At 53.1% G+C, this 11,191-nt stretch carries 11 protein-coding genes, 1 tRNA gene and 1 pseudogene; 6 read left to right on the forward strand and 7 right to left on the reverse strand.

The window, feature by feature from the left end:
- Positions 1-125: 125 nt before the first annotated feature.
- The 5 genes and pseudogenes from H8S02_RS10935 to H8S02_RS10955 form a co-directional block, all read right to left on the reverse strand.
- Positions 126-380 carry a complexin-2 gene (locus H8S02_RS10935; protein WP_186970549.1) on the reverse strand — a complete coding sequence of 85 codons (255 nt, stop codon included), beginning with the start codon at positions 378-380 and terminating at the stop codon, positions 126-128.
- A 96-nt stretch (positions 381-476) separates the two neighbouring features.
- Positions 477-1,643, reverse strand: coding sequence for an AAA family ATPase (locus H8S02_RS10940; RefSeq protein WP_186970550.1), 1,167 nt, complete (start codon positions 1,641-1,643; stop codon positions 477-479).
- A complete protein-coding gene (locus tag H8S02_RS10945) occupies positions 1,633-1,968 on the reverse strand; it encodes a plasmid mobilization protein (protein WP_148392534.1) in 336 nt (111 codons plus the stop codon). The genes H8S02_RS10940 and H8S02_RS10945 overlap by 11 nt, the downstream gene beginning before the upstream one ends.
- 2 nt (positions 1,969-1,970) lie before the next feature.
- A pseudogene (locus H8S02_RS10950) lies at positions 1,971-3,044 on the reverse strand (site-specific integrase).
- 2 nt (positions 3,045-3,046) lie between these two features.
- Positions 3,047-3,223, reverse strand: coding sequence for a DNA-binding protein (locus H8S02_RS10955; protein ID WP_456236877.1), 177 nt, complete (start codon positions 3,221-3,223; stop codon positions 3,047-3,049).
- Positions 3,224-3,543: 320 nt separating this feature from the next.
- On the opposite strand from H8S02_RS10955, the gene H8S02_RS10960 reads away from it, so the two are divergent.
- Positions 3,544-4,032, forward strand: a complete 489-nt coding sequence (locus H8S02_RS10960) for a helix-turn-helix domain-containing protein (RefSeq protein WP_087376935.1) — start codon at positions 3,544-3,546, stop codon at positions 4,030-4,032.
- A 198-nt stretch (positions 4,033-4,230) separates the two neighbouring features.
- Here H8S02_RS10960 and guaA read toward each other — a convergent pair whose 3' ends face one another.
- The gene (gene guaA / locus H8S02_RS10965; protein WP_118686710.1) at positions 4,231-5,787 is read right to left on the reverse strand and encodes a glutamine-hydrolyzing GMP synthase; all 1,557 of its coding nucleotides are present in this window, start codon (positions 5,785-5,787) and stop codon (positions 4,231-4,233) included.
- A gap of 218 nt (positions 5,788-6,005) precedes the next feature.
- On the opposite strand from guaA, the gene H8S02_RS10970 reads away from it, so the two are divergent.
- The 3 genes from H8S02_RS10970 (at position 6,006) to H8S02_RS10980 (ending at position 8,634) form a co-directional block, all read left to right on the forward strand.
- Positions 6,006-6,941 (forward strand): S-layer homology domain-containing protein, encoded by a 936-nt coding sequence (locus H8S02_RS10970; protein WP_186970552.1) that lies wholly within the window; start codon positions 6,006-6,008, stop codon positions 6,939-6,941.
- Positions 6,942-7,056: 115 nt separating this feature from the next.
- On the forward strand, positions 7,057-8,454 hold the full coding sequence (locus tag H8S02_RS10975) for an MATE family efflux transporter (RefSeq protein ID WP_330601954.1): 1,398 nt from the start codon (positions 7,057-7,059) through the stop codon (positions 8,452-8,454).
- 104 nt (positions 8,455-8,558) lie between these two features.
- Positions 8,559-8,634: transfer RNA gene (locus H8S02_RS10980), tRNA-Val, on the forward strand.
- Positions 8,635-8,797: 163 nt separating this feature from the next.
- Here the strand turns inward: H8S02_RS10980 and H8S02_RS10985 are convergent.
- The gene (locus H8S02_RS10985; RefSeq protein ID WP_186970553.1) at positions 8,798-9,193 is read right to left on the reverse strand and encodes a tyrosine-type recombinase/integrase; all 396 of its coding nucleotides are present in this window, start codon (positions 9,191-9,193) and stop codon (positions 8,798-8,800) included.
- A 16-nt stretch (positions 9,194-9,209) separates the two neighbouring features.
- On the opposite strand from H8S02_RS10985, the gene H8S02_RS10990 reads away from it, so the two are divergent.
- Together H8S02_RS10990 and H8S02_RS10995 are read left to right on the forward strand one after the other, a co-directional pair.
- Positions 9,210-9,452, forward strand: a complete 243-nt coding sequence (locus H8S02_RS10990; RefSeq protein WP_186970554.1) for an RNA polymerase sigma factor — start codon at positions 9,210-9,212, stop codon at positions 9,450-9,452.
- Between the two features lie 82 nt (positions 9,453-9,534).
- A complete protein-coding gene (locus tag H8S02_RS10995) occupies positions 9,535-10,572 on the forward strand; it encodes a DUF4367 domain-containing protein (protein ID WP_186970555.1) in 1,038 nt (345 codons plus the stop codon).
- Positions 10,573-11,191 lie beyond the last annotated feature (619 nt).

Raw genomic sequence — 11,191 nt, forward strand, 5'->3', positions numbered from 1 at the left:
CGCATAATTTTCTGCCCACAGCCATCTCAAACTCTGCGGATTTTTCGATGGGGACGGGGGATGCGCGGGGATAGCCGCCAATGCATTGCCTTGTCTGCCAGCCACAGGAGCGTGGCACGCTCCTGTCACAGCTCCCACGGAGGAACAGTCCAACGATAGCTCTGCGGAACGCCGCGCCGGTCAAGATATTCCTGCCGTGCCTGTTCGCGTTCTTCCTCAGTCGGTGCCGCTTTGTACCGGGAATAGAGTTGCCGGTTCAGCATGGCGTCGAGCTTCTGCTCCAAGCCTCGACAGATTTCTTCTTCGTATTCATCCTCGCCCCGCAGATGGTACATGGCGAGGTCGAGGAACAGGCCATAGGGGATTTGCACAGTTTTCATGTTACTTCGCTCCTTTCCGCGACGGTCGCAACGATTGCGACGGCTGTTTTGGCGGTATCATTTTCACCGTTGCAACCGTCGCAGCCGTTGCGCAGTTTATTCATTTGCGGTTACGAAAGCCAGTGTGATGCGTCGCCCCTCGTGCCGAACCTTGTTCTCATAGCGGACGTGGTATTCATCAAGAAGTCTTCCAGACTTTACATTCAGATACTTGCTCAGTACGTTTGCCGCCATGCCAACATGGACAGCATCGGCAAGTTCAGAGGGTGATCCTGTCCATACCGGCTGTTCTGCGGACACCAGACCAGAGACAGCTTCCAGAATATGATCGGGTGGCTCTTTGTGCAGTTCGTTGTCCACCTTTTCGAGATTCCAGATCTGCGTATCGGCGTCCTTTCTCAGATAGAGGATCTGATCCTGCTGGTCGCGCCCCACCACGTCGATAGTTGCCTCCAGCGCTGTGCGCTTTTTCTTCTGCATGAGAAGCGACCCATCTGCACAGCCGAGCAACCCTGTCGTACCGGAGATCATTTCAAAGCTGTCACCAGCAGGCTGCTTGCGAGTATGGTGGACAGTCAGGACACAGATACAGTGCTTGTCGGCAAACTGCTTGAGTCGACCGATGATCTCATAGTCGCTTGCATAGCTGTATGCCTCGCCGCCGACCTCGCGGATTTTCTGCATGGTGTCGATGATAATGAGCCTGGTGTCGGGGTGTTCCCGCACGAAGTTCTCAAGCTGCTCGTCCAGCCCGTTTCCAATCTTGCCCGCAGCGGTTGCAAAGTGCAGCCGGTCGGTGTCGTTGACCCCGTACATCATAAACATTCGGCTCTGGATACGCTGAAAATCGTCCTCCAAGGCAAGGTATAGCACCGTGCCGGGATGGACTTCGCAGCCCCACAGGGCTTCTCCGGTGCTGACATGATAGGCAATCTGCGCCACCAGAAATGACTTGCCGATCTTCGGCGCACCTGCAAGGATGTATGCGCCCGCGTAGAGCAAGCCGTCAATAATCGGCGGCCTGCTCTGATATGCGGTCTGGTACAGCTCTGTCGTGGAGATCGTGTGCAAATAATGCGGATCGGTCAACCGCTGCATCCTGCGGTAGATTTCGTCCAGACTTTCCTCGTTGTTTTGAAAATCACCGTTGATTTCTTCTTCAAAAGCGGATATACTGTTCTCAGTTGAATTGTGAAACGACTGCCCATCATCTGCGCCAACAGATGAGCCTTGGGCAGTCATTTTCTTTTTTTCATCGATCATAGGCAATATCCTCCTGCATTCCTTTCATAATGGTTGTGATCATCTGAATGGTGTCCAACAGTTCCTCGTTTACACCTTGCCCGGCTTCGATCCGGCGCAGTTCGTCCAGCACAGCAGCCAGCTGATCTCGCAGTGCCTTATAAACTCTTGGATTTCCCTGCACCACCACATCCCGACAAAGCAGCCGACGGATGATATAATCCTGCTTGGTCAATCCGGTGAGCTTGACTGCTGTTTCAATCTGGGCATCCTCCTCAGGGGAGACCCGGAAAGATACGGCCTTGTTTCTCCAACGGTTGTGCTTGTCCAAATTCTTTGCTGACATTCTTAATTACCCCTTTCCATATTTAATTTATCTGCCATTTCCGTTTGCTTGGACGGAAACAGGTGCGCATAATTGTAAGTGATATCAATGCTCTCATGACCCACCCGGTCTGCGATGGCTGTGGCAGAGAACCCCATGTCGATCAAAAGCGAAACCGCGCTATGACGAATATCGTGGATTCTGATGCGCGGCACCCCGGCTTCTTTGGCTCCCCGGTCCATCTCCCGGTGGAGATAACTCTTGGTGACGGTGAACATCCGGTCATCCGGCCCGATCCCGTAGAGCATCTTGATGTAATCCTGGATTTCCTCGGCCAGAAATTGCGGCATGGTGATGACCCGATTGCTCTTTTCGGTTTTGGGGGCGGTAATCAGATCTTGACCGTTCAGCCGCTGATAGGACTTATTGATGGTGACGGTGCGCTTCTCAAAGTCAAAGTCTGCTGGGGTCAGGGCCAGCAGCTCCCCCTCTCGGATACCGCACCAGTAGAGCATCTCAAAGGCATAGAAGGACATGGGCTTGTCCATCATCACCTCGGCAAATTTCAGGTACTGCTCCTTGGTCCAGAACATCATCTCCCGATTTTTCTTTTTGCCCATGCTGCCTGCCTTCTTGCAGGGATTCTCCCGGAGGTTGTAGTACCGAACCGCGTGGTTGAAGATGGCGCTGAGTTGGTTATGGACCGTCTTGAGGTACACAGGCGAGTAGGGTTTACCGTTCTCGTCCTTGTGATTCAGCATCTCGTTTTGCCAGGTGATGATCTGCTGGGCAGTAATGTTGTACATCTTCAGCCTGCCGAAGTAGGGCAACAGCTTGGTACGGATAATATGGTCCTTAGTGGCTCAGGTGTTTTCCTTGAGCCGGGTCTTCATATCCGCCGTGTAGAGGTCCACGAAACTCTTAAAGGTCATGTCCAGATCGGCGCTGGTCTTATTGAGCTGTTCCCGCTCCCATGCCTGTGCCTCCCGCTTGGTCTTGAAGCCCCGCTCCTGGGTCTGCTTGCGTTCGCCGTTCCAGTCGGTGTAGCGGTAGACCGCCCGCCAGGTGTTGGTCTTTTCTTCCTTGTAGACTGCCATGATTAGCCCTCCTTTCCCGTCTTGCCGTAGCAAAACTTCTCCATGAAAAAGTTCCGGTTGACCCGCCCGGCGATGGTCAGATAGCCCTTGTCCCGGAGTTCGGCGTTGAGCTGGTGGATCACCTTGTAAGCGTGGGACTTGGAGATACCCAGCTCCTGGGCCACTACCTCCACGCGCATAAAGTTTTGTGCCTGCATTGAAAATACCTTCCTTTCCTCATTGATGGCTGCTGCGGATGGATGTTGTGTCCCATAAATGCCTCCTCACTTTCGTCCGCCACTTTTTCCCGGATGTATAACCGGGGGATTACGGCAGTTCTTTTTTGTTTATTGATTCTAAGCTATTATGCTTAGTCTATTGTCATTATACTAAGCAAAATAGCTTATGTCAATCGGAGTACGCAAAATAAATTAAATAAAATTGTTTAGGATTCTCTTGACTTTCCTAAGCATTTCTGCTATGCTTTTTATAAAGACAACCAACGATTGGAGTTGATGATATGGCGATTGGCGAACGGATTCACTTTTTCCGTCTCCTGCGGGGGATGACTCAGAAATATCTCGGTATGGCGCTGGGCTTCCCGGAAAAGTCCGCCGACGTGCGCCTGGCGCAGTATGAAACAGGATCAAGAACCCCAAAAGCAGACCTGACTGCCGCCCTAGCCCAGGTACTGGATGTCTCGCCCCATGCGCTCTCTGTCCCGGACATAGACTCCTATGTGGGACTCATGCACACTCTGTTTACCCTGGAGGATAACTACGGGCTCAAGATCAGCGAGATGGATGGAGAAGTCTGCTTGAAGGTTGATGTGCGGAAGAGCAAGGACGCCGCCCGGCTGCACGAGATGCTCTGTTCCTGGCAGCAGGCCGCTGCCATGCTAGAGGCGGGTGAAATCTCCAAAGAGGACTATGACAAGTGGCGCTACCACTATCCGGAGTTTGACAAAGCCCAGAACTATGTGAAGGTGCCGCCCCAGGACCTCTTTTGACCCTTTCACTGGTAGGCCACGGGAGAGGCTGTTTGTTGCACAGAATGATAATAAAAAGAAAAAGAGAGCTAACTGACTAATCAAAATCAGTTAGCTCTCTTTTTATGAATAATGAAAAAATGTTGTCATTTTGTTGTCACGGGGCAATTCCGCAACGCAAAAGTCCAGCATTTTCAAGGCTTTTTGGCCTTTCGGGTATTATTCCCACTCGATCGTAGCGGGGGGCTTGGAGGTGATATCGTACACGATGCGGTTTACGCCGGCGACCTCGTTTACGATACGGCTGGAGGCCTTATCGAGGACGTCATACGGGATGCGCGCCCAGTCAGCGGTCATAAAGTCGCTCGTGGTAACGCCGCGCAGCGCGAGAGCGTAATCGTAAGTGCGGCTGTCGCCCATGACGCCGACCGTGCGGGTGTTGGTCAGAACGGCGAAGTACTGGTTGATCTGGGTGTCCAGACCTGCATTTGCGATCTCCTCACGGAAAATCGCGTCCGCCTCGCGCAGAATGTCGCACTTCTCCTTGGTGATCTCGCCGGTGATGCGGATGCCGAGACCGGGACCCGGGAACGGCTGGCGCATAACGAGATACTTCGGCAGACCGAGCTCAAAGCCGAGCTGACGGACCTCGTCCTTGAACAGCATGCGCAGCGGCTCGATGATCTCCTTGAAGTCGACGAAATCCGGCAGACCGCCGACGTTGTGATGGCTCTTGATGACGGCTGCGTCATCCTTGCCGGACTCGATGACGTCCGGATAGATGGTGCCCTGTGCGAGGTAATCCACCTTGCCGACCTTCGCGCCGATCTCCTTGCCCATCTTCTCGAAGGTGCGGATGAACTGCGCGCCGATCGCCTTGCGCTTGTCCTCGGGGTCGGTCAGACCCTTGAGCGCGGCAAGGAACTCGTCCTCTTCGTTCATGCGGATGAGGTTGAGGTTCCACTTGGAGAACGCCTCCTCGACCTCGTCGCCCTCGTTCTTGCGCATCAGACCGTGGTCTACGAATACGCAGGTCAGCTGATCGCCGACCGCCTCCGCGAGCAGAGCGGCCGCAACAGAGGAGTCAACGCCGCCGGACAGCGCGAGCAGGATCTTGCCGTCGCCGACCTTTTCGCGGATCGCCTTGATCGAGGTGTTCTTGTAGTCCTCCATGGTCCAGTCGCCCTTGGCGTGGCAGATCTCATAGAGGAAGTTCTTCAGCATCAGAGAGCCGTTTTCGGTGTGGTTTACCTCGGGATGATACTGAACGCCGTAGAAGCCGCGCGCTTCATTTGCGATAGCGGCGGTCGGGCAGGCATCGGTGTGTGCGACGAGTTCGAAGCCCTCCGGAACCTTTGCCATGTAGTCGCCGTGGCTCATCCAGGAAATACCCTCGGCGGGCAGACCCTTGAACAGCTTGCAGCCGGTGTTGTAGAAGGTGCGGGTCTTGCCGTATTCACGCGCGGTGTCCTCCTGTGCGGCGGTGACCTGACCGCCGAGGGTGTGCGCCATGAGCTGGCAGCCGTAGCAGATGCCGAGCACCGGGATGCCGAGGTCGAACAGCGCCGGGTCGCACTTCGGGGAGGTCTCCTCGTAAACGCTGTTCGGACCGCCGGTGAAGATAATGCCGATCGGGTTCATGGCCTTGATCTCCTCGATCGAGGTCTTGTACGGCTTTACCTCACAGAATACATTATGTTCGCGGACGCGGCGCGCAATCAGCTGATTATACTGACCGCCGAAATCCAGCACAAGAACGAGCTGATGATTTTCCATCGTCAATCTCCTTTCGTATTGATACTCTTATACATATAATAAAATTATGCCACAATCGCAGGCATTCGACAAGTGCTTTTTCAATATTTCGCCGGATTTTATAGGGTTGATTGCAGGGAGAAGGCTTCGCTCCCGTTTTTTCGTCAAAACAGCGAATAGAAAGAGGCGGAGCGGTGCAGACTGAGATGGAAATAACTGTACGGAAAGGAAGAATCCCATTGAAAGACAGGAGACTGCTGACGGCGGCGCTGCTGCTCCCGCTGACCGTTCTGCTGCTGTTCGCAGCGCTTGCAGGCGGCGCAGCATCCGCCGGGGCGGCCGGCGCGCAGCCGCAGGTGCAGGACATCGCGTTCGAGACCTGCGTGGGCGCGTCGACCGAAGCCGCGCTGAGCGCACAGGACGCAGACGGGGATGTGGTGCTGTTTCAGCTGACTGAGCGGCCGCGTCTCGGCACAGCGGAGATCGAGGACGACCGCATCATCTATACGCCCGGCGCGCGCACGGGAAAGGATGAATTCAGCTATACTGCGGTAGACGCGGAGGGAAATGCCGCTGCACCGGCAAAGATTACGGTCCGCATCGGGAAAAACCGGGCCGGACTGACGTATTCCGACATGGAGGGCGACCCGGCGCACTATGCGGCGCTGTGCCTTGCCGCGCGCGGCATCATGCAGGGCGAGCGCATCGGAGACTGTGCGTTTTTCCGCCCGTCGCAGACCGTGACGCGCAGCGAGTTTATCGCGATGGCGGCATCTGCGGCGAAGCTCCGGATAAAGCCAACCGACCGCACGGATTTCGCTGACGACAGCGGACTTTCCGCGTGGGCCAGACCGTATATCAGTGCGGCGGCGGCAGACGGACTGGTCTGCGGCTACGAGACCGCCGGAGTGCTCAATGAGATTCGCGGACAGAACCCGATCACGCTCGCGGAGGCGAGCGTCGTCACGGCGAACCTGCTGGGCGATGCCGCAGGCGTCCGCGAGGTGATGGCGGCGGAGCATGACGAGGCGGCAGACTGGGCGCAGCGGGCGGTCTCCGCGATGGCGCGTGCGGAAATTCTGGACGAAAGCACGGCCTCGGGCAGTGCCTCCGCGCCGCTCACCCGGAGAGATGCGTGCGTAATGCTCTGCCGCGCGATCGAACGGCTGCAATAACGGCAGGGAGCGGCGGCTGGCCCAAGGCAGAAGTAGACTTTATCGACAGATTGGTTTATAATAGGTCTGAATCAGTGAAAATATGACAGAACGTCAAGAGAAAGGATGGAGCTGTTTGAAAGAGAAACAGCCTGCCGGGCAGATCGACTTTGCCGAGGGCAGCGTGCGCCGCAAAACGCTGGCGCTTGCCGCGCCCATGCTCATCGCGCAGGTGCTTAATCTGCTCTATAATATAGTTGACCGTATCTATATCGGCAAAATCCCGGGGGAGGGCACGGCTGCGCTCGCAGGGCTTGGCCTGTGCTTCCCGGTGGTTACGATCGTGACCGCGTTCGCCAATCTGTTCGGCGCGGGCGGCGCGCCGCTGTGCTCGATCGCGCGCGGAAAAGGAAACCGCGAGAGCGCGCAGAGCATCATGCGCAACGCTTATTTCATGCTGCTCGTGAGCGGCGCGGTGCTGACGGCGGTCGGTCTCGTCTTTCACAGGCCGCTGCTGTATCTGTTCGGCGCGAGCGATGCGACGTATCCGTATGCGGCGTCTTATCTGACGGTTTACCTGCTCGGCACGCTGTGCGTGATGACGTCGCTCGGACTGAACCCGTACATAAACTGTCAGGGCTTTGCGAAGATCGGCATGCTGACCGTTGTCGTGGGTGCGGCGGCGAACATCGTGCTCGACCCGGTCTTTATTTTTGTCCTGCATCTCGGTGTGCGCGGCGCGGCCATCGCGACCGTCATTTCGCAGATGCTTTCGGCGCTGTGGGTGCTGCGCTTCCTGACCGGCAGGCAGGCGGAGCTAAAAATAGGCTTCCGCGGCTTTCAGCCGGATTTCGCCTGTATCCGGCGCATCGCGACGCTCGGCGTTTCGAGCTTTGTGATGTCGTTCACGGATAGCCTTGTACAGATCGCGTGCAACGCGACGCTGCTCACGTTCGGCGGCGATATTTATATCAGCGTCATGACCGTGCTGAATTCCGTGCGGCAGATCGCGCAGACGCCGGTCATGGCGATCGCAGACGGCGCGACGGCGGTCATCAGCTTCAACTACGGCGCGAAGGCCTACAGCCGCGTGCGCGGCGCCATCCGGTTTATGACGCAGCTTGCTTTTGGCTATACTGCGCTGAGCTGGCTGCTGATCTCGCTGTTCCCGGCGGCTTTTATCCGGATCTTCAATCAGGATGCCGCCATGCTGCGCGCGGCGATCCCGTCGCTTCACATCTACTTCTTCGGCTTTGTAATGATGGCGTTCCAGTATTCCGGTCAGAGCACATTCAAGTCGCTGAACAGGGCTGGCTTTGCGGTTTTCTTCTCGCTTCTCCGCAAGGCGTTCATCGTCGTTCCGCTCACACTTGTGCTGCCGCGCGTTGCCGGACTCGGCGTAAACGGTGTTTTTGCGGCCGAGCCGATCTCCAATCTGATCGGCGGACTTGCGTGCTATATCACGATGCGGTGCACGGTCATGCGTGAGCTGGAGCACCGGGAAAGCATGCAGCGCAGACAGACGAAAAAATAATTTCGGATTTTTTCGAAAAACCTGTTGACAATTCGGGCAAAGTGTAGTATCCTAACATAGTCGTCACTGAGTGACACACGAAACACTGAAAAGTGACCGGCTATGGAAGTTTAGCTCAGCTGGGAGAGCATCTGCCTTACAAGCAGAGGGTCAGCGGTTCGAGCCCGTTAACTTCCACCAACAGAAAAGCTCCTAAACCTTGTGGTTTGGGAGCTTTTTATCTGTTAATTTGAACTTTTTACAGCGTCGCAAGGGAAGCGGCGCTTTTTTTGTTTTTGTGTGAATGCGGTTTTTTTGGGGTTTTTACGGGTGCAGGATGTGGGACTAAGTGTGGGAGTGAAAATCAACGGATAGAGACGACTTTTTTCTGCGCTTTCTTCCTGCTCTCGGTCGCAAAACTGAGCACCTTTAACGAGGCGTTCGTGAACGCTTCATCGGAGAGGTGCGTATAAATATGCGACGTCATGGTAATTGACTTGTGCCCCAGAAAGTCTTTGGCAACGTTGATCGGCACGCCGGCGGACTGCAAATCAGTCGCGTATGTATGCCGCAGGCAGTACGGCGTGAGATCGTCAGCCACGACGGACGTCGCCGGGTCGATCGCGCCGCGTACCATCTGCGCGCCCATGTCGAGGTCAAGCGCCTGCTTGAACGAGCGCCACATCTGCTTCATGGACGTTTCGGTGTGCGGCAGGCCGGTGGTCGGCTGCGTAAAGAGATAGCCGCTGTCCTGCTTCACCCAGTGCAGCCATTCAGTGGTTCCGTTGGATGAGCACTTCGCTGTTGCAGCGGCCGACAATTTAATACCGTTCAGCGGTTACTTGCCGAACGGCTTATCTGAAATAGAGCGAAAAATATTAACGCTTCGTCTATCAGAGGATCTTGAGTATGTTGAAATCGCTAAAATTATGAACATGACAGAAAACGCCTGCCGAATGCAGTACAGCCGTGCGCGGCGGCATTGTGCGGAACTATTGGAAAGGCAGAAAAATACATGAGTATTTTTTCGAAATTGTTGTTACAAAACAGAATGTTCAAGTGTTGTATATATAGAGGGACTTACAAGGAGGAGGTGAAAACATGGATAAAGAAAAAATAAAAGGCAGAGCAGAGAACGAGTTAGACGATATGGAGATTTTTCGTCTGCTGGATGATGTGATCGAACACGGTGACGAAGCGCTGCCTCAGTTAGAGGATTATTTAACTTCTGCTGACAATGGCGCAGGTTCTTCCGAAATTGATGTAGAAGCGTCGCTGAAAAAATTCAAAACAGAACACGCAGAGTTTTTCGTAAAACCGCGACGTCCGCATCACTGGGCGTATCGCGTCTGTGTTGCCGCATCGGCGGTATTCGTTGCCAATACGGTATGTGCGTTTGCACTCGGTCATAGCCTGTTTGATTATGCCGCGAAGTGGGGCGCGGAAACATTCGGCTTTTATCGGGATGATTTTCCTACATCGAAAGACGGAAAGATCATCTATTATCCTGATGGTTCGTGGGATGATCGCACTAATATGCCGGATTATGACCATGAAACGTATACTGCGTTGCCCGAGAATAATACTTCTTCCTTAGAAAATTCACCTGAAATGTTAGAACCAATAGATAAAGGTGAAGCACTGCCTGAATATGCAAATTTACCCGATACCACTTCATCTGATATAGGGTTGAAAAAGGGTACTTCTGCTTGGGATGGTTCGCATACGATAGAATGGTTCGATGTTGAAAATGTGTCATTAAAAGAAACATTAACGGCCTTGCAGATAAACCATCCTATAGCACCATCTTGGTTGCCTGATGGATATAAGCAAACTCGTATCCAAGTAACCAATGACCACATGATTGGCGCATATGATGTGCGTGCAGATTATGCCAAGGATGTAGACGATTCTAAAATGTTTATTCAAATTTCCAAAATCACCGATATAACTGGTGATACGATTGAAAAAGATGATCGTGCGGTAATTGAATACACTAAAGAAAAAACGACATGGTATATTATGCACAATTTACAGCGGTTGAACGCTGCTGCGTTGATGGATGATTATCAAGTTCTTATATCAGCTCCTATATCCGTTGACGAAATGAAAAAGATTATAGATTCTATTTATGAATGAGGTTTTGATAATGTTTAGGAGAATAAAGAAAAACGCGGCTGTGATAAATGCGATTGCGACACTGATACTGGCCATGGCGGTGATCGGCTGGGTGTCTGCCGCATAAACAGAATTGATTTTCGGACTTTACTCGTAATGGGTGTAATATCGCGATTTCTGAATTTGAAAAAAACTGAAAATTTTTGTTGACAGGAGGGGGGCTGCTGTGGTATTCTATTAAAGCTGTCGCTGAGAGGCGCGGTGGTCGAACTGAAAAGCGGCTTGAAAAGAATGAAAAAAGTTCTTGACAAACGGATTTCAGTTTGATATAATAAATAAGCTGTTTCGAAAGAGACGGCGGTCAGAAAGTTTGAATTTTGAAAGATCTGCTTCAAAAACTTCGAAAAAAGTTTTGAAAAAGTTCTTGACAAATGAAAAACAGTCTGATATAATAAATAAGCTGTTGAAAAGCAGTTAAGAACTTCGAAAAGTTCTGAAAATGCTTGAAAACAGCAGATTGTACCTTGTAAATTAAACAACGATGTGCTTAAAATTTTGTTCGATATGAACAAGGTTGTAGTGCGAACCTGAAATTTCGAGAGTTTTTTACTCTTGGTAAATCGCTGGAAGTCACAACTCC

Origin of the sequence: Agathobaculum hominis, assembly GCF_014288055.1 — a bacterium.
GTDB lineage: Bacteria > Bacillota > Clostridia > Oscillospirales > Butyricicoccaceae > Agathobaculum > Agathobaculum hominis.